Here is an 18,487-nt window from a genome sequence, read left to right as displayed (position 1 = left end):
GAAAAGGTTTTGATTAAACTAATATGAAATATTGATTTTACATATTAGTTTATATGTTGGCTAATATATACAATTTAGATTGATATGCAAGTATCAATCTAAAGATTTTGATTTGTTGATACTTTTATTTATTACTCATTGATATCTTTAATTCATTATTCACCAATACCTAGATAGGTTGGGTGTTGATGAAATTTATTTACAAATTCTTCTTATATATTTCTTATCTTACTTATTTGAAAGTTTCTAAAAAGTTTCCAAACATTTCTATACTTTCATTGTTTTAATTTCAATACGGAGTAGAAAACAAATGCAAAGAAGAGTATTTTTAAAAGGTTCAGCTTTAGGTTCTATGGTGGCTTTTTTTGGAGGTTCAAATTTAAGTGCTGCGGTACTTAAGGATAAAGAGTTGTTAGGTTTTAAAGCTGTAAGTGCAAGCACAAAAGATGAAGTCATAGTGCCTGAGGGCTACGAGGCTAAAGTTTTGATATCGTGGGGAGATCCACTTTTTAGCAAAGCAAAAGCCTATGATGAAAGTAAAAATATCGATATGAATGCAGTGGATAATGCTCGCTTTGTTTTTGGAGATAATAATGATGGTATGAGTTTTTTTTCACTTTCAAAAAATAGAGGAATTTTAGCCATAAATAATGAATACATTAATCCTGAAATTATGTTTAATCATCAGGGTAAAAACTTGAGCAAAGAAAATGTTTTATATGAGCAAGCAAGTGTGGGTGTAAGTGTATTAGAAATTCAAAAAAAGGGTAATGAATGGGCTGTAGTTTTGGATTCTAAATACAATCGTAGAATTGATGCAAATACTAAAATGGAAGTAAGCGGAGCAGCTAAAAAAGAAGTTTTAAAAGATAAAAAATTTGCTTATGGAACTTTTGCAAACTGTGCAAATGGCCAAACTCCTTGGGGAACTTATATTAGCTGTGAAGAAAATTTTGATGATTATTTTGGAAGTTCTGATGAAAATTTAAAATTTGATGAAAATTTTAAGCGATATGGCTTTAAAACAAAAAGCGAATACGGCTGGGAAAAATTTGACGAAAGATTTGATCTAGCTAAAAATTTAGATGAAGCAAATCGTTTTGGTTGGATAGTAGAAATCAATCCTTTTGATGCAAAAAGCACTCCAATTAAAAGAACAGCCTTAGGTCGCTTTAAACATGAAAACGCAGAATTTATAGTAGAAAAAGATGGTTTGGTTATCGTTTATATGGGCGATGATGAAATCGATGAGTTTATTTATAAATTTGTTAGCAAGCACAAATATGTAAAAGGTGGAGATACAAGTAAAATTTTAGATGAAGGAACTTTGTATGTAGGCCAATTTAATGGCAATGTAGGGGATTTTAGAGGCAGTGGAAAATGGATAGCTTTAGAGTATGGTAAAAACGGCTTAGATGAAAGTAAAGGATTTAAATCACAAGCTGATATACTTATCAATACCCGCCTTGCTGCAAGTGTAGTGGGTGCAACTCCTATGGATAGATGCGAGTGGATAGCAAGCCATAAAGAAAGTGGCTCTAGGGAAGTTTTTGCTACTTTAACCAATAACAAAAACCGTACACAAGCTAATGCAGCTAATCCTAGAACAAAAAATCTTTATGGGCAAATTTTAAAATGGATACCAAAAAATTCACACAAGGATGATGAATTTACTTGGGAAATTTTTACTCTTGTGGGCAATCCTGATAATCAAAAAGGTTTAAACAAAGGGTCAAATAATATCACTAGTGAAAATAAATTTAATTCTCCTGATGGACTTAAATTTGATAGAGATGGAAGACTTTGGATACAAACAGATGGTTCTTATTCTAATAAAGGCGAATATGCGGGAATGGGAAATAATTGTATGCTAGCGGCCAATCCAAAAACAGGTGAAATCAAACGCTTTTTAACAGGGCCTATAGCTTGTGAGATAACAGGAATTGCTTTTGATGAGGATTATACTACTATGTTTGTAGGTATACAACATCCAGGAGAAGGACTTAAGGGTAGTACTTTTCCTTATGGAAAAACACCAAGATCAAGTATAGTAATGATAAGAAAACTTGATGGTGGAGTTATAGGAGCTTAATTAAAGATCTAAAGAACTTATAATAATATCTCTTTTATCCCAAAGATTAAATAAGATCAAAATTATAAGTTCTTCTTTATTTAGATTGTTTTAAGTCTTAAAAAATCTAGGACAAATTCCTAGATTAATGCAAGCTTTCTATATAAGCCATAGCACTAAGCGCTGCTACGGCTCCATCGCCTGCGGCACAAATAACTTGTTTTGGAGCATCTTTTCTAAGATCTCCTGCTGCAAAAAGCCCAGGAACATTAGTTTGCATTTTAAGATTGACACTTACTTGCCCGCCTTCTTCCATATTGCACAAAAACTTACCATCGTCTTGTTTTAAAATTTCATTTCTTACATTAAGTCCCACAAAGGTGAAAATTCCTGGCACATTTAAATCTCTAATGCTACCATCTTTTAATTTTACTTTCACGCCTGTAACACCCATTTTATCACCATATACTTCATCTATGCTTGCACTAGTGATAAGTTCGATTTTTTCATTTTTCTTCACTTTTTCTACTGTAGAAGGCGCAGCTCTAAATTCGTCCCTACGGTGGATTAGATAAACTTTAGAGCAAATATTGGCTAGATATAATGCTTCTTCTAAAGCAGTATCACCACCACCTAAAACCGCTACTTCTTTATTTTTATAGAAAAAACCATCACAAGTTGCACAAGTGCTTACACCCTTGCCAAAAAATTCATCCTCACCTTTAAAACCTGCTCTTTTTGGAGCAGAACCAGTGCAAACTATCACTGCTTTTGCAAGTTCTGTTTTACCGCCCTCTAGTCTAATGGTAAAACTTCCATCTTCATTTTTTGAAATTTGTTCTACACCTACCATTTCATGCTTTAAGCCAAAACGCATACATTGCTCACTCCAAGGTGCCATAAAAGAAATTCCATCCATAACTTGTGCAACACCTGGATAATTTTCAATTTCCGAACTAGAAGTAATTTGCCCTCCTGGCATCCCTTTTTCAAACATTACTACATTTTTAAGACCACCCCTAGTTGTGTAAAGTCCAGCACTAAGTCCTGCAGGTCCTCCACCTATAATTGCTACATCTAACATTCTTTTTCCTTTGTAATTTGAATTTTATTAAGAATGATATACAAATTATTCTTAATAGTAGTTAATAAAAATTATTATTTAGTATAAATTTGAAATTTTTGAATAAAAGGCTAGTAAAACTAGCCTTGAAGATTTTTATAGTAAAGAATTTAATTTATCGCTGATTGCTTGTTTTGATTGAGCACCAACTAATTGATCTACCACTTCACCATTTTTAAAGAAGATAAGAGTAGGGATAGAGCGAACGCCAAATTCAGCTGCTAAATCGCCTTGCTCATCTGTATTTACTTTACAAATTTTTGCTTTACCGTCAAAGTCATTCGCAAGTTCATCAATTACTGGAGCAAGCATTCTGCAAGGTCCACACCATGGAGCCCAAAAATCAACTAAAGCAACACCTTCTTTTGCTTGTGCAAAATTATCACTTGTTAATTCGATATATTTTCCCATAATTTTTCCTTTCACTAATTTTTGTAATTGTATTTTATTTTTTTAAATATTAGCTTAAAAACTGATATTTTCAAAAAATTGTATCATATCATCACTAATACAGATAAGATCCATTTGAAAATCATCTAAAATCCCATGTTTTAATCCATAAAATTCTATAGTTTTTAAAATTTTTTCATATTTTTTAACATTTAAGCGTTCAGAAACTTCATAATTATTTTGAGTAAATTTAACCTCGATAAAATGTAAAATTCCATCTTTTTTCGCAATGATATCAATCTCGCCAAATTTTGAACGAAAATTACGCTTTAAAATTTCAAATTTTTGTTTTTTTAAAAATTCACAAGCCTTATCTTCGCCTAAAATTCCACTAAGATATGATGCAAATCCCATTATTCTTCTATGCGCATCATAAAAGGCTTAGCCTTGATAAAATCTTGTTTTTCCAAGATAGAAAGTAAATTTTGAATACTTTTTTCAAAGGTATGATGAGTGGTAAAAAATAAAGTGCTGTAAGTTTCACCCTGTTTTGGTTTTTGCAAAAAGCTGTCTATCGAAATATTATTTTCGCTCATAAATTGAGTAATTTTAGATAAAACTCCTGTTTTATCTTCTACTTTTAATCTTAAATAATATTTTGTATAAATTTCATCTCTATTTAAAAGTTTAAAATTTAAATTATTTTCAAAGCCCATCATAGGACCCTTGGGTTCATTTCTTGCTATATCCATAAGATCAGCGATAACAGCACTTGCTGTAGCATTTCCTCCTGCACCTACTCCATAATAAAGACTTTCGCCAAGTATATCACTGACTATGCTAATAGCATTCATCACCCCATCGACTTTTGCTATCATTTTATCTTTACTGATCATAGTAGGATGCACTCTTAATTCTACTATGGAATTTTGGGCTTTAGCTATGCCTAAAAGCTTGATAGTAAAGTCAAATTCTTTTGCAAAATACATATCTTCAGCAGAAATTTTACTGATACCTTCGATTAAAATATCTTCAGGTTTAGCGCGTAAACCATAAGCAATGCTTGCTAAAATCAAAAGCTTGTGCGCAGCATCTTGCCCTTCTATATCAAAGGTCGGATCTGCCTCTGCATAACCAAGTTCTTGCGCTTTTTTTAGCACATCATCAAAATTTAAACCCTTGCTATTCATAGCGCTTAAAATATAATTGCTCGTGCCATTGAGTATACCTTCAATACTCAAGATATTATTTGCGCTTAGTCCTTCTTTTAAAGCTTTGATAATAGGAATTCCGCCCGCAACACTTGCTTCATAGCCAAAAGTTGTATTTTTAGCTAACTCTTCAAGCTCATAGCGATGATAAGCAAGCATAGCTTTGTTTGCAGTGACTACAGGCTTATTTTTTTTAAGAATTTCACTGATAATTTTAAAAGGTGTTTCAACCCCACCCATTAATTCCACAAAAACATCTATATCATCTCGTTGCAAAATTTCATCTACATTTGTAACGATAGGAATCAGGGTATTTTCTTTTTGGCTTTTAGCAAGAGCAACAACAGGAATGATATCTTGTCCGCATCTTGCACGAATGATTTCTTTATTTTGAATTAAAACACGAGCAACAGCACTCCCTACAACCCCATATCCTAAAATAGCAACCTTCATTTTATTCTTCTTTCAAGTATTTTTTAATATTGCGTGCAGCTTGACGAATGCGGTTTTCATTTTCTATTAAAGCAATTCTTACATACTCATCTCCAGCTTCACCAAAACCAATACCTGGACTCACAGCTACTTCTGCGTGCTGCAAAAGTTGTTTAGAAAATTCCAAGCTTTTTAAATACATTTTACTTTCAGGCAGTTTTGCCCAAACAAACATACTAGCTCTTGGTTTGTGAAGTTTCCAACCCGCATTTTCAAATGCTTCTAGCAAGATATGCATTCTTTTATCATAAGTAGCACGAATTTCATCTACACAACTTTGATCCCCATCTAAAGCTATAGTAGCAGCTACTTGTATAGGAGTATACATACCATAATCAAACCATGATTTTATCTTTTTAAGAGCAGCTACTAAGCGTTTATTTCCAACTGTAAATCCCACACGCCAACCTGCCATATTGTAAGATTTTGAAAGAGTGTAGGTTTCTACAGCAACATCTTTTGCGCCCTCTACTTCTAAAATAGAAGGGGTTTTATAATCATCATAAGTTAAATCCGCATAAGCGATATCAGAAATAATATAAAATCGCTCTTTTTTTGCAGTTGCAACCAATCTTTCATAAAAACTTTTTTCACAAGTTACCGTTGTTGGATTGTGTGGAAAATTAACCACTACATATTTTGGACGCGGAATGCTTTCATGCAGGGTTTTATCCAAATCTTCAAAGAATTTGTTTTCATCAAGCTCAAATTTTTCATTATATTTAAGAGGCATTTTAGCTACATTTCCTCCTGCTATGATAAAAGCTTGAGTATGGATAGGATAAGCTGGAGCTGGCACTATAGCCACATCTCCTGGATTGATAATCGCTCTTGCTAAATTGACAAAACCCTCTTTAGAGCCCATAGTCGCTACTACTTCACTTTCAGGATCTAAATTTACTCCGTATTTTCTTTTATACCAATTGCAAATAGCTAGGCGAAGTTTATAAATCCCCATAGAGGTAGAATACCCCGAAGTTTTGTCTTTATTGGCACTTTCACAAAGTTTATCAATGATATGTTGAGGGGTTTTACCATCGGGATTTCCCATAGAAAAATCGATGATATCCTTTCTAGCACGCCTTGCTGCCATTTTGATCGCATTTACTTCTGCAAAAACATAATTTGGAAGCCTTTCTATGGTATTGAAACGAATTTCATCAAACATTTCTCTTCCTTTTTATTTTTTTAGGGTGATTTTTAAACCTCTTCGGATATTGTCTAAACTATACATATCACTTACAATTGCATAAACTGCACCGCTTGGAATAAGCTCTGAAAAATGATTATTTTGAGCTTGACTCTTGACTGCTTTAATAAGATTTAAATTTTTATCTAAAAATAACACTTTAGGAAACCAAAAATCAGCATCATGAGCATCAATCATCAAATTTGAAGCCCCTTGAAGAGTAAATACATAATCTTTAAGCGGTCTTTCTAAAGCTTGTGTGGAATTAAGTTTTAAATCAATATTAGTATTAAGCTGAGCATTTTCAAAATTTAAATCATACTCATAGTCATAAGTACCTATGCGCTTGATATTGTCTATATAAACTGAATTATCTTTTAAAAGAGCGTATAAGGCACCTGGATCTAAAATGTATTGAGATTCTACTTGTATGGTATAGTCTATATTGCCATCGCGTAAAATCATATCCGTAGGAATAAAATATATATATCCAAGATTTGTAAGTGCGTCAGTTAAAATCTTAAAAAATACAACAGAATCTGCTTTAGCTTTAAAATTAAGCTTTAAAGTTCGAGGCTCTGGTAGAGTTAGGTTGATTAAAGAATTGGTTTTTAAAATTCTTGAAATTTTAGCTATGTCTGGATTGCCTTTATTATCCATATAGCTGGAGCTAGGAAACAAAAGACGCAATTGAGAATCTTTAGAAGGATTAGCAACTAAATTTTTCACTAGCTCTAAACTAGAAACAGCAAAAACAGAATTAGCTAAAAATAAAAAAATAAAGATTTTTTTTACCATTCTTTACCTTTATTTAACTTCATAAATTCAGCCGCCGAAATACTTGTAATTTTTCCATCTTTAATCAAAAAGCGCTTTGAATTTCCTGCAGGAAATTTTTGTTCTTTTCCATTTTCATCAAAAACACTTAAAGCCGCAGCTCCTGTTAAAACCAAACGATTTACTTCTAAAGAAAGATTAAAATCATTTTCTTTTACAAGACTAGTTTTTCTATAATTTGATAAATCAATCAAACCTATCCAAATTTTACCCGAAGCTTTAAAATGAGCTTCTTTATTGAGAGCTTTTGAGACTTCTGCAACTTCTTGATTTGTTGTTGCTAAAGAATCATTTGTGCTTAAATTTTCTTCATTGGCATTTGTATTATTTGGTGTGGTAGAAATTTGTTTTATTTCTTCTTTTGTATTGTTAAGTTCTGTATTTTGTATTTGAGTTAAATTGGCTTCTGTTTCATTTTCTTCAGCTTGATTGTCAATCACAACTACATTATTTTCTAAAGCTTTTAGATTAGATTGTGCTTTTCCGATAATATCTACAACGGCCGCACTTGAGTTGTTTTGATCCTTTTGAAAAAAAGATTTAATATAATCAAAATAATAAATCCCAAAACCTATAAGTGCTATAATTATAACTATAATTATAAAAGATACAAAACTAGTTGACTTTTGGCTATAAGCATCTAATTTAGGGGTTATCATCTTAGGCTTGGTGGTTGTATCGTTAAGATTATTTTCATTGAGATAGGTTTCAAATTCTTCATTAAAATCCGTAAAATCAAGTTCGTATTCACGACTTAAAATTTTTACGAAACCACGGACATTAAAACGATTTAAGGTGGCAAAATCCTTTTTAACTAAAGCTTCTAAAAATTCCAATTCGATTTTTGTTCTAGCAGCAACTTCTTTTAAATTTAAATCTTCAATTTTTTTCCAATTAAGCATTTATCATCCTATCACAAAGTATTGCAAAAGCTACACTGACATTAAGGCTGTCGAAATTATTTTTCATTTCTATGCCTACACATTCATCGCATTTTTTTATTATTTTAGCACTTAATCCCAAACCTTCACTTCCTAAAATCAAAGCTTTTTTACCCTTATCGACTTTATAATGATGAATTTGTTTACCTCCACTTGCACTAGCAAAAAGCTTAAATCCTACTTGTTTAAGCTCATTTAAAACGGTAAAAATATCATTATTTAAAGCAATTTCAAGATCTAGCGCCGCTCCACTGCTCGTGCGGATAACGCCTTCCATCGCGAGTCTTTCGCCGATAAAAATAAGTCCATCCACTCCTAAAGCATAAGCTGTTCTTACGATAGCTCCTATATTTCCAACATCACTGATACCATAAAGAATAGCTATAAATTCACCCTTTTTAAGAGTGTGCAAATCTTTAAATTCATACTCTTTAATATCTAGTAAAAAACCTTGATGATTTCCACCTTTAGCATAAGCTTGGGCTGTTTTAAAATCAAGTTTTTTGATCTTAAAGCCTGAACTAGCAATTTTTTTAAAAGTTTCTTTGTCGCACTCTTTAGCTAAATAAAGCTCATTTATAAGCTCTTTATGTCGTTCTAAAATATAAAAAAATATCTGTTTTCCATAAACTATCATTCTAAATTTTACCTAACTTTGACTTAAAAGCAGTTTTTGATAAATTTCTTTTGGATTTTTTCCATTCATCTTTGCCAAAAGCTTGCTTTTTGTTTTTAAAGGTATTTCAAGTTCTAAAATATCATTTTCACACAAGGAATGACTAATGTTATCTTTATCATTTTTAGCCAACACAACAACCCACTCACCCTTTAAATTTACCTGTTTTAATTCATTAAAAAGATCTATAGCCTTGCCTTTAAATTTGGCTTCAAATTTTTTAGAAATTTCTTTAATCACAAAAACTTCTCTTTGACTATCTAAAATAGCTATTTGTTCTATTAAAGACAAAATGCGTTTAGGAGATTCGTAAATAACACTAGGATAAGGATGATTGAGTATTTTTTGGATATCTTTTTGGCGTTCTTTGCCTTTATTGGCTAAAAAACCCATAAAAATAAATTCTTTTTCGCACAAAGCCGAGCTTACAAGTGCCACCAAAGCTGCATTAGCACCGGGTAAAACTTCAAATTGGATATCATTTTCTAAAGCAAAATCAATTAAAAATTGCCCAGGATCACTAATCCCTGGCATACCCGCATCACTCAAAAAAGCAATGTCTTGATTAAAAAATTCCAAGTCTAAATTTTCTAAAACTTTTTTTTCATTGTGGGTGTGAAAAGATATAAATTTTTTATCTCCAAAATCGATTTCAAATTTAGAAGAAAGTAAAGAAAGTAAAGACTTGCTTACCCTTGTATCTTCACAAAAAAAAATATCGCAAGTCTTTAAAAGCTCTAAAGCACGAAAAGAAATATCGCTTAAATTTCCTATGGGTGTAGGAATAAAATAAAGCATAATTATTGCATTGCGTATTTTTTCTTAAATTTCTCTACACGACCTGCTGCATCTACGATTTTTTCGCTACCTGTGAAGAAAGGATGGCAGCTTGAACAAATATCAACTCTTAACTCACTTTTGTTTGATTTAGTAACAAAAGTATTGCCACAAGCGCAGCTAACTTTGCATTCTACATATTCTGGATGAATTTCTTTTTTCATAGCTTTTTCCTTAAAATTAAAACAATAAGCGGTGATTATATTAAATTTAATATAAAAAAAACATTAATTTAAGTAAAATTAAAGCAATATTTTTGCAGCCACTGCAATGGCAGCACTTTGACTTCTCAAAATATTAGGAACTTTAAGGCAAATTTTTTCTTTAAACATTTGTTTTTCTTTGGGGCTAAATCCACCCTCTGGACCTATAAAATAAAGTCGAGTTTTATCAAATTCCTTTACCTCACCTTCAAAATCAACCAAAACAGCATCAGGAAAAACCTTGCTAAATTCTTGTATATTTTTATAGCTTTGAATTTGCATTTTGTGACTTCTTCCGCACTGCTCACAAGATGAAATGATGATTTTTTCTAATCTCTCAAAATCAAGTTTAAAATTTCTTTGAGAAAATTCAGTAAAAACAAGGTGTAATTTTTTAACTCCAAGTTCATTTAAAAAAGGAAGTGTTTTTTCCAAAATTTTAGTATCAATAACCGCCAAGGCTAAATCAAGTTCGCTTTGTGGATGAGACTTAAAATGCTTATGTAAAAAATAAAGCAAACAAGAATTACGATCTAAATTTGAAATTTTATATTCATAAATAAAATCATCCTCTAAATTTCTTAAAGATAAAATTTCATTTTCTTTAATTCTTCTTGCTTTCAAGTGAGCAAATTCTTCGCCCTTAAGTTTTAAAATTTCTTCCCCTGCTTGCTTGTGGTATAAAAATTGCATTTATAAATATTTACCTGTTAAAAAAGGTAAGATTAAAAGGACAAGTTCACAAAATAAAATCATAAAACTAATGCGTCTAAAAGTTATATAGCGTCTTAATCTACGAGCTTTTTTAAATTGTATAAAATGAAAAATAGCTAAAGCAAAAATAAAAATCCAAGAAAAAATCATGAGCCAAAGATTTAAATGTGTTTGAAATTGTTTAATCGCTAAAAGCAAAGAACCTGTAAAAAGCATCAAGGCTAAAAAAACATAGTATATAGGTAAAAACAAACGGATTCTGCGGATAAATATAAATTCGGTTTTAAAATTTCCTTGAGTCAAGACAAGATAAAAAAACATTAAAAATCCACTAGCATAAAGACTATAAAGATGTAGAGCTAAAAAAAATTCATAACTTTTATCCATTTATTTCTCCTTGCTGATATATTTTGCTAAATTTTCTCTTTGTTCTTGGGTTAAGAAATTATGAGCTTCATCTTTTAAATTTTGAAGTCTTTGAATAAATTTTTCACTGCTTAAATTTTTAATTGCAATACCTTTTTTGGTTTTAACTTCTCCTTTTTCTCCATGACAAGTAGCGCATTTTTGTTTATATAAAGAATTAATAACACTTGGATTTACATCATAGTCTTCGCTGATACTGGCCTCATCATCAACCGGTAAGGGCAAATTCGTATCGCTAAATTCGGTTTTTTCATCATTTTGTTCAATTTGTACTATTTCTTCGGTAGTATTTTGGTTTTTGTGATTAAATTCTTTATCATCACTACAAGCGTTTAAAAATAAAACTGCAAATAAGCTTATTAAAATACTTAAGTTTTTACCCATTAAACCTCCTTAGGATTTGTAAAAATGTGTAAATTTTTCAACTTATCATAAAATTCTATATCATTCCATTCTGCTTTTATAGCAGGTGAAAATTCTATATCTTCAAGTGTGATTTTTGGCATAGTAGGACTATAAGCATCTTCTTTAAACCCTTGTGCATAGCCTGTTCTTGTTTCATGTACTATAATGCTTTGCAAATTTACACCTTGTTCGCCATTTATCATCTTGGTTTGTTTTAATAAAGCATCGATTAAAATAAAAAATACACGGCAAAAATTTTCAGCACTGACATTAACAGGCAAGCTTATCCAGCGCTGCGAGTATTTTTTCATTTCATTTAAATAAGATTCATCATCTTGATTAAAAAGTGTAATAGCATGATCAAAGCTGTCAATAATTTGACGCATATGGGTTTTTAAAAGCCCAAAGTCATAAACCATTCCCGCATTATCTAAATACTTGCTTTCAAGTAAAACCTCAACCTTGTAAGAATGTCCATGAATACTACTTTTACAACGACTTGAAGAACAAAATCTAACAATATGAGCATTTTCAAATTCAAATAATTTTCTTATAATCATACACCCTCTTTATCATTCCAAAGACGAATATGGATTCTATCAGAATAATTATAACCATTTTTAATACAAAACTCGGCTATTTTTAAAGCATTTTGTTTTAAATTTTGCTCATTTTCTCCCATAGGCATACAAAAAATTTCATTAGGCGCTTTTTCTAAAATTTCTAAAATTTCTAGTGACAAACTTTCTAATTGACTGGAATTTAAAACAAATTTGTAAAAGCTATCTTTAGCATAATGCTTAAAGCCTTTAAGGGCATTGAAATTTAATCTTTTTTCTTTACCCATCCCGCTATTTTGAAGCTTGACACTTAGAGCAAAAACACATTCTTTATAAAAAGGATATTTTTCAAAATCAAGCTCTATGCTTCCATTGCTTTCAAAATGCACTTCAAAATTATTTTTCAATAAAGCTTGGATAAAATCGATAAATTCTGGATTTTCATGATGGATTAAGGGTTCTCCTCCAGTAATCACCACAATAGGATTAAAATCTTTTTTTAAATCAAGCACGCGTTTAAAAAGTTCACTTGCATTTAAAATTTCATATTCTTCATTAAATTCTTTAGTAAAAACTGCCCTTATAGTATCGCAACCTTTAAGAGTTTTTCCATTTTTAATAAGCTTTACCCCAAAGCCTGAGCAATTAAAATTACATCCTGCAAAACGCATAAAAATGGCTAGTTTTCCGCTATATTTGCCTTCTCCTTGTATACTTAAAAAACTTTCAACAAGTTGCAAATTTAACCTCCGGTTTGATAAAAAGCGCGAGATGAAGTTTCGTTATCTACCACACTCCATCTATTTTTTTCAGGTTTATTGCGTAATACTTCTTGTAAAATGTTTGCAGCAGCGTTAATATCACCTTTTCTCACTGCTTCTTTAATGCTTAAAGCCTCATCAAAATAAAGACAAGGTATAAGTAAACCTTCAGCGCTTAAGCGAATGCGGTTGCAAGAATCACAAAATTCATGGCTATGTGGATCTATAATCCCAAATTCATAACCATCCGCACTATAAATACTCACAGGAGCTTTTTCAGCTTTTTTAATGAGTTTTACTTGATATTTTTGACTTAGAATTTGTATGATTTCATCTCTTTTTAGACCTTGTAATTTTCCATAAGCATGTATATTTTCCATAAATTCAATAAAGCGAATTTGAATGTTTTTAGATTTTGCAAATTCCAAAAGAGGTATCAACTCATCATCATTTAAACCCTTTAACACAACAGTGTTTAGCTTGACTTTTAAACCTACGCTTAAGGCCTCATCAATCCCCGCTAAGACACTATCTAAAACATCTTTTTGCGCGAGAATTTTTGCTTTTTTGCTTTCTAGGGTATCAAGAGAGATATTTAAACGCTTCAGTCCAGCATCTTTAAGATCTTTAGCAAAATCTTTTAATAAAAAACCATTCGTTGTAATGGCTAAATCAAGATCTTTTTTATAATCATTTATCATTTTTATAAACACACTTAAATCTTTACGCAGTAAAGGCTCTCCTCCAGTGATACGAATTTTTTCGATCCCTTCATCAATAGCCACTTTAACAAACAAAAAAAGCTCTTCAAAGCTCAGTAAATTTTCTTTAGGTTGATGATTAAAAGGAATTTTTGGCATACAATAAAGACAACGAAAATTACATCTTTGGGTTACTGATATTCTAAGATAATTAATCTTTCTGCCAAACTGATCAATAAGCATTGCCTCTCCTAGTGATTATTTGATAAGTTGTTTAAATTTTAAAACAAGCTCAACATTTCCAGTGCCTATACGCAAATCTTTTGCAATTTGCTCTATACTTTTTCCCTCTTTAAATAAATCCACAATTTTTTGCTCTTCGGTATCATAATTTGGTGTTAATTTTGTCATACTTTGTGCTTTTTGTTCCAAATTTAAAATACGATTTTGTTGCTCATTTTGAAAATCTTCTATAATATGCTCCATGGTTTTTAAAGTTCTTAAAACGGGGGTAATTTTTGCACTGATTTGTTTTTCAAGCGTGATTTGAATTTCTTCTTTCAATAGAGTAATTTTATAGTCCTCTTCCTCTTGATCGCCCTCATCTTTTACGCCTAATTCTTTGCGTAAATAATGAAGTTCTTTTGTAATATCTTCAACCACGCCTTGGAGTTTGTTTATTTTTGCACTACTTTCTTTATCTTTGATATTCATATAAGCTAATATTGCAACCAAAAGTACGATCATAAAAACTAAATAAAGCACATCATTACTCATTTTTGTCCTTTTTATTTCTTATCATATCTCTTTGCAATTGAACCACGAAAGCATCAAAAGCTATTCTATCTTCGGGTTTTATTTTGATAATTTGAGCTAATTTTTTATTTTGAGCTTTAGCAAAAATGGCCATTTTTTGATTATTAAGATCAAATCTTATGTAATACTCTTTTCCTTCTTCTAAAATCTCATCTAAAAAATTTAAATATTCAAAATTTAAAGATTCAACCACGCCTTTTTGTTTGAGTACTAAAAGATCTTTATTTTTATCCAAAGAATCCTCAAGTCTTAAAATATCTTCTTTTAAGCTCAAAAGTAAATCGAAAATGATTTTCTCGCCCTCATCAAAATCCACACGCAAGGCGAGTTTTTTCCATTTTGAAAGTTGAGAAATGGCACCTAATTTTAGATATTCTTGTAAAAAATGGTTATTTTCAATATCACAACACTCTAAAGAAGCTTCAAATCCTGCCTTAAAAAGACTTATTTCCATACTAAATCAACCCAAATAAAAATAAAAAATATTATACTTAAATATCCATTTAAAGTAAAAAACGCTTTATCAATGTGAGCAAAATTTTTATGTACAATTTTATGTTCAAAAGCCAAAATAATACCGCTGATAATCACTCCAAATAATGCAATATTTCCAAGCGCTACTCCCCAAACCTGCCAAACAAAAAGTAGCCAAAATAATACTGCTAATACATGGCAAAAAGCCGAGATAAATAAAGTCGCCTTAGAGCCAAATTTAGCAGGGATAGAATGAAGTCCTACTTTTTTATCATACTCCATATCTTGTAAAGAGTAAAGCAAATCAAATCCAGCCGTCCAAAAAGTTACCCCTAAGCATAAAATCACACTATAAATGTGAATTTCACCCATGACTATCACACTGCCTGCAATAGGTGCAAGTCCTAAACAAAATCCTAAAACTAAATGCGCTAAAGAACTAAAGCGTTTAAAAGCAGAATAAATTGCCAATACAAAAAGCACAGGAAAAGAAAGATAAAAAGCCAAAGTATTGATAAAATAAGAACACAATATAAAAATAATCGCATTAAGGATAATAAAAATCCAAACGCTTTTGCGTCCTATTTTTCCACTGACATTAGGGCGATTTGCACAGCGAGGATTGTCTTTATCGATATCTTCATCCATTAAACGATTGGTCGCCATAGCAAAATTTCTTGCACTTACAGCACAAATAATACCCAAAATCAAAGCCTTAAAACCAAACCAAGCGCTATCATTAACGAGTTTTGAAGCCACTATCATAGATGAAAATAAAAAGGGCAAGGCAAAAATAGAATGCTTAAATACCACAAGTTCCAAAATATCTTTAAATTTATTCCAAATTGTGTTCATGTTTTTCACTTTAAAATATTTTTTGCTATGATTTTACTAAAATTTTCATAAATTTTAGGATAAATTATCACATGTTTTTTCAAATCGCACTTATAGGAACCACTGCCAGTGGAAAGACTTATATAGCAAATGCCTTAGCTAAAGAATTTAATGCAGTGGTTTTAAGCCTTGATAGTCTTTGTGTTTATAAAGAAATCAATATAGCCAATGCCAAGCCATCTAAAGATGAGCTTGCAAATTTAAACTATTTTGGAGTAAATTTATTAAGTGTTGATGAGCATTTTAATGTAGAATTATTTATAAGAGAATACCAAAAAGCAAAAGAATTTGCTCTTATAAATGATTTGCCTTTGATTATAGTAGGTGGAACGGGTTTTTATCTAAAAACGATGATAGATGGTTTAAGTCAAAAAATTCAAGATACGACTAGCACTTTAAGTAATGATGAAATTTATGCTCTTTTATTAAAAATTGATCCGGCTTATAAAATAGAAAAAAATGATACTTATCGTCTTAAAAAATGGCTAAGTATTTATGAAAGTACAAATGAAATTCCTAGTGATTTTTTAAAAAAGACACAAAAAGATGGGGTGCTTAAGGATATTGAAATTTATGAGCTTGTATGGGATAGAGAAATTCTAAGAAAACGCATAGAAGCAAGAACAAAAGAAATGATTGATAATGGGCTTATAGAAGAAGCAAGAATGCTTTTTTCAAATTTTGATAACAATCTTAAAGCATTAAATTCTATAGGGCTTAAGGAATGCAAAGAGTATTTAGAAAATCAAATTTCTTTAAAAGAGCTTGAAAGTTTGATTAGTATACATACATCACAGCTTGCCAAGCGTCAAAGAACTTTTAATAAAAAATTCCAAAGCACTCCTTTGGAATTTTCTAAAGCCCTAGAGTTACTTAGAAATAAATTTTTAGCTAAAGAATAAATGCTCAACTAAAATTTTTATCCCTAAGATTATCAAAACAGCTCCCCCTAAAAATTCAGCTTTGTTTCTAAAGCGAGTGCCAAATTTATTGCCTAATTCTAAAGCAATAGCACATAAGATAAAAGTAATAGAGCCTATTAAAAATAATGCCAAAAACAAATCAACATCTAAAAAGGCAAAGCTAACTCCTATAGCTAAGGCATCAACACTTGTAGCTACAGCTAAGGCAAACATGATTTTAAATCCAAATTGATTTGAATTGGTGTCGCAATTTTCATTCTCAAAAGATTCTTTAATCATTTTTAGCCCAATTAAAGAAAGTAAAACAAAGGCTATCCAATGATCAATACTTGCAATAAAAGATGCAAAAGTGATGCCTATAGCATATCCAATAGCTGGCATTAAAGCTTGAAAACCACCAAAATAAACTCCTGTAATAATATAGTGTTTTAAATTCAATTTTTTAACACTAAATCCCTTACATAAAGATACAGCAAAAGCATCCATCGCTAGTGCACAGGATAAAAGAATAAGACTATAAAAATCCATGACAACTCCTATGAAAGATGTAAAAGTTGAGAATTATAATAAAAATTTCTTAATTAATTTTTTTAATGAAATTATGATTAAAAATTTATAGCAGTGGATTATATTTAATTAAACTTTAAGAATAAAAAATATATAATTCAACTTCGTTTTTATTTTTACTCCTTTTAAAAGTGGCCCATTCGTCTAGCGGTTAGGACATCGCCCTTTCACGGCGGTAACACGAGTTCGAGTCTCGTATGGGTCACCACTTAAATCCTTTTTTAATATTTCCGAAATCAATCATAGATGTTCTTTAGGATTTTTGCTTAATATTTTTATTGTTTTTCATAAAAATGGATTTATAAACTTATAAGAATTTTATTTGTAGAATTTTTTGTTTTATTAGAATGATGAGGATTAATAAACAAATGAGCCATGATACCAATTTTTTCTTGTTATATTTTAAAGATAAAATTCCAAAGGATTCTTTAATTTTTCTTAAGGAAAGTTTAGAAAAAGCAAGCGAAGAACAAAAAGAAAAGCTTTTATTTACCAAACTGAAAAATCCCCTATATGGACTTTTATTTGCTTTTTTGCTTCCTGGTTTAGATAGAATTTATAATGGCAATATAATTTTAGGTATACTTAAAATCATATCAGCAATACTTGTTTCTATAGGTTTAATAATAGCAGAAGATAAAAATGATGAAAGCACTATGCTGATTTTTATAAATTTATTTTTCATACTAAGTGTTTGGGTGATTTTGGATTATTTTTTGGTATGGAAAGATATTTGTCAAAATAATCTTAAAAAAATTTTTGAAGTTTTACAATGAAGCAAGATAAAACGATATTGCTCATATTTAAAGATAAGATTCCCGAAGAAAGGCTATTTATCTTAGAGGAAGAATTAAAAAAAGCCAAAAAGATCTAAGTGCTCTTTATGCTATCTCTCTTAAAAATCCTTTGGTTGGCCTTGTATTAAGTATAACTGTGGGATTATTTGGGGTTGATAGATTTTATAAGGGCGATATCTTGTTAGCTTGTATTAAATTAGCTTTTTTTATAATACCTTTATTTGCTACTTTTGCTGCTTTTATAGCATTGTTAGATGAGAGCCATTCGATTTTTATAGATTATTTTGCCATTTTTGCTTTAATGTTTGTTGTTGCTAGCATTTGGAAGCTTGTAGATATTTATCTTGTTTTTGTAGGTATTAAAAAAGATAATTTTCATAAAATTCTTAATTTTTTCTCTTAAAAAATGTCTTGGAAATTTAAAGAAATAATTAAAGACTTTCTTAGTCTTTTTATATAATTTTTATGCTACAATATTT

The 18,487-nt window shown here is 30.5% G+C and carries 24 protein-coding genes and 1 tRNA gene; 5 read left to right on the top strand and 20 right to left on the bottom strand.

The window, feature by feature from the left end; translation table 11 throughout:
* Positions 1-310 precede the first annotated feature (310 nt).
* On the top strand, positions 311-2,092 hold the full coding sequence (locus KAR88_RS08585) for a PhoX family phosphatase (protein WP_023362246.1): 1,782 nt from the start codon (positions 311-313) through the stop codon (positions 2,090-2,092).
* 124 nt (positions 2,093-2,216) lie between these two features.
* On the opposite strand, the gene trxB is transcribed toward KAR88_RS08585, so the two are convergent.
* The 19 genes from trxB to mqnP all read right to left on the bottom strand — a co-directional run bounded on the left by trxB (position 2,217) and on the right by mqnP (position 15,682).
* The gene (gene trxB / locus KAR88_RS08580) at positions 2,217-3,155 is read right to left on the bottom strand and encodes a thioredoxin-disulfide reductase (protein ID WP_002785476.1); all 939 of its coding nucleotides are present in this window, start codon (positions 3,153-3,155) and stop codon (positions 2,217-2,219) included.
* 135 nt (positions 3,156-3,290) lie between these two features.
* Positions 3,291-3,605 (bottom strand): thioredoxin, encoded by a 315-nt coding sequence (gene trxA, locus KAR88_RS08575; protein WP_002778629.1) that lies wholly within the window; start codon positions 3,603-3,605, stop codon positions 3,291-3,293.
* A 54-nt stretch (positions 3,606-3,659) separates the two neighbouring features.
* The gene (locus KAR88_RS08570) at positions 3,660-3,998 is read right to left on the bottom strand and encodes a YraN family protein (RefSeq protein ID WP_002831454.1); all 339 of its coding nucleotides are present in this window, start codon (positions 3,996-3,998) and stop codon (positions 3,660-3,662) included.
* On the bottom strand, positions 3,998-5,248 hold the full coding sequence (locus tag KAR88_RS08565) for a homoserine dehydrogenase (protein WP_192801266.1): 1,251 nt from the start codon (positions 5,246-5,248) through the stop codon (positions 3,998-4,000). Before KAR88_RS08565 ends, KAR88_RS08570 begins: the two co-directional genes overlap by 1 nt.
* A gap of 1 nt (position 5,249) precedes the next feature.
* Complete coding sequence (locus KAR88_RS08560) at positions 5,250-6,455, bottom strand: LL-diaminopimelate aminotransferase (protein WP_002790597.1); 1,206 nt, start codon at positions 6,453-6,455, stop codon at positions 5,250-5,252.
* A gap of 12 nt (positions 6,456-6,467) precedes the next feature.
* A complete protein-coding gene (locus tag KAR88_RS08555) occupies positions 6,468-7,274 on the bottom strand; it encodes a hypothetical protein (protein ID WP_002778620.1) in 807 nt (268 codons plus the stop codon).
* The gene (locus KAR88_RS08550) at positions 7,268-8,215 is read right to left on the bottom strand and encodes a membrane protein (RefSeq protein WP_002781509.1); all 948 of its coding nucleotides are present in this window, start codon (positions 8,213-8,215) and stop codon (positions 7,268-7,270) included. Before KAR88_RS08550 ends, KAR88_RS08555 begins: the two co-directional genes overlap by 7 nt.
* A complete protein-coding gene (gene rlmB, locus KAR88_RS08545) occupies positions 8,208-8,891 on the bottom strand; it encodes a 23S rRNA (guanosine(2251)-2'-O)-methyltransferase RlmB (protein ID WP_002778617.1) in 684 nt (227 codons plus the stop codon). The genes KAR88_RS08550 and rlmB overlap by 8 nt, the downstream gene beginning before the upstream one ends.
* 12 nt (positions 8,892-8,903) lie before the next feature.
* Complete coding sequence (gene rsmI / locus KAR88_RS08540) at positions 8,904-9,728, bottom strand: 16S rRNA (cytidine(1402)-2'-O)-methyltransferase (protein WP_002778615.1); 825 nt, start codon at positions 9,726-9,728, stop codon at positions 8,904-8,906.
* Between the two features lie 2 nt (positions 9,729-9,730).
* The gene (rpmE, locus tag KAR88_RS08535; protein ID WP_002778612.1) at positions 9,731-9,931 is read right to left on the bottom strand and encodes a 50S ribosomal protein L31; all 201 of its coding nucleotides are present in this window, start codon (positions 9,929-9,931) and stop codon (positions 9,731-9,733) included.
* A gap of 78 nt (positions 9,932-10,009) precedes the next feature.
* Positions 10,010-10,663: a 16S rRNA (uracil(1498)-N(3))-methyltransferase gene (locus KAR88_RS08530; RefSeq protein WP_002781505.1), complete on the bottom strand. Its 654-nt coding sequence runs from the start codon at positions 10,661-10,663 to the stop codon at positions 10,010-10,012.
* Positions 10,664-11,071, bottom strand: coding sequence for a hypothetical protein (locus KAR88_RS08525; RefSeq protein WP_002778609.1), 408 nt, complete (start codon positions 11,069-11,071; stop codon positions 10,664-10,666). It lies immediately after the preceding gene.
* Positions 11,072-11,494: a c-type cytochrome gene (locus KAR88_RS08520; RefSeq protein WP_002778601.1), complete on the bottom strand. Its 423-nt coding sequence runs from the start codon at positions 11,492-11,494 to the stop codon at positions 11,072-11,074.
* Entirely contained in the window at positions 11,494-12,075 is a 582-nt protein-coding gene (locus KAR88_RS08515) for a 6-carboxytetrahydropterin synthase (RefSeq protein WP_002778599.1), read from the bottom strand. Before KAR88_RS08515 ends, KAR88_RS08520 begins: the two co-directional genes overlap by 1 nt.
* Entirely contained in the window at positions 12,072-12,815 is a 744-nt protein-coding gene (locus tag KAR88_RS08510) for a 7-carboxy-7-deazaguanine synthase QueE (RefSeq protein ID WP_002781502.1), read from the bottom strand. The genes KAR88_RS08515 and KAR88_RS08510 overlap by 4 nt, the downstream gene beginning before the upstream one ends.
* A 2-nt stretch (positions 12,816-12,817) precedes the next feature.
* A complete protein-coding gene (gene moaA, locus KAR88_RS08505) occupies positions 12,818-13,780 on the bottom strand; it encodes a GTP 3',8-cyclase MoaA (RefSeq protein ID WP_002778595.1) in 963 nt (320 codons plus the stop codon).
* A 15-nt stretch (positions 13,781-13,795) separates the two neighbouring features.
* Positions 13,796-14,314, bottom strand: a complete 519-nt coding sequence (locus tag KAR88_RS08500; protein WP_002778593.1) for a hypothetical protein — start codon at positions 14,312-14,314, stop codon at positions 13,796-13,798.
* Entirely contained in the window at positions 14,307-14,807 is a 501-nt protein-coding gene (locus tag KAR88_RS08495; protein WP_002778591.1) for a hypothetical protein, read from the bottom strand. Before KAR88_RS08495 ends, KAR88_RS08500 begins: the two co-directional genes overlap by 8 nt.
* Positions 14,798-15,682: a menaquinone biosynthesis prenyltransferase MqnP gene (gene mqnP, locus KAR88_RS08490; protein ID WP_002778589.1), complete on the bottom strand. Its 885-nt coding sequence runs from the start codon at positions 15,680-15,682 to the stop codon at positions 14,798-14,800. Before mqnP ends, KAR88_RS08495 begins: the two co-directional genes overlap by 10 nt.
* Positions 15,683-15,753: 71 nt before the next feature.
* Between mqnP and miaA the strand changes: the two genes are divergently transcribed.
* Entirely contained in the window at positions 15,754-16,623 is an 870-nt protein-coding gene (miaA, locus tag KAR88_RS08485; RefSeq protein ID WP_002781500.1) for a tRNA (adenosine(37)-N6)-dimethylallyltransferase MiaA, read from the top strand.
* On the opposite strand, the gene KAR88_RS08480 is transcribed toward miaA, so the two are convergent.
* On the bottom strand, positions 16,609-17,172 hold the full coding sequence (locus tag KAR88_RS08480) for a manganese efflux pump MntP family protein (RefSeq protein WP_002778585.1): 564 nt from the start codon (positions 17,170-17,172) through the stop codon (positions 16,609-16,611). The two genes, miaA and KAR88_RS08480, sit on opposite strands and share 15 nt — an antisense overlap.
* Before the next feature lie 172 nt (positions 17,173-17,344).
* Here KAR88_RS08480 and KAR88_RS08475 point away from each other — a divergent pair.
* The 3 genes from KAR88_RS08475 to KAR88_RS08465 all read left to right on the top strand — a co-directional run bounded on the left by KAR88_RS08475 (position 17,345) and on the right by KAR88_RS08465 (position 18,411).
* Positions 17,345-17,419 (top strand) — tRNA-Glu (locus KAR88_RS08475).
* Between the two features lie 160 nt (positions 17,420-17,579).
* On the top strand, positions 17,580-17,987 hold the full coding sequence (locus tag KAR88_RS08470; RefSeq protein WP_002778581.1) for a membrane protein: 408 nt from the start codon (positions 17,580-17,582) through the stop codon (positions 17,985-17,987).
* A gap of 157 nt (positions 17,988-18,144) precedes the next feature.
* A complete protein-coding gene (locus KAR88_RS08465) occupies positions 18,145-18,411 on the top strand; it encodes a hypothetical protein (protein WP_002833342.1) in 267 nt (88 codons plus the stop codon).
* Positions 18,412-18,487 lie beyond the last annotated feature (76 nt).

The sequence above is a fragment of the Campylobacter sp. JH23 genome (genome assembly GCF_017846595.1).
GTDB lineage: Bacteria > Campylobacterota > Campylobacteria > Campylobacterales > Campylobacteraceae > Campylobacter_D > Campylobacter_D coli.
This window is presented reverse-complemented; position numbering and strand designations above follow the sequence as displayed.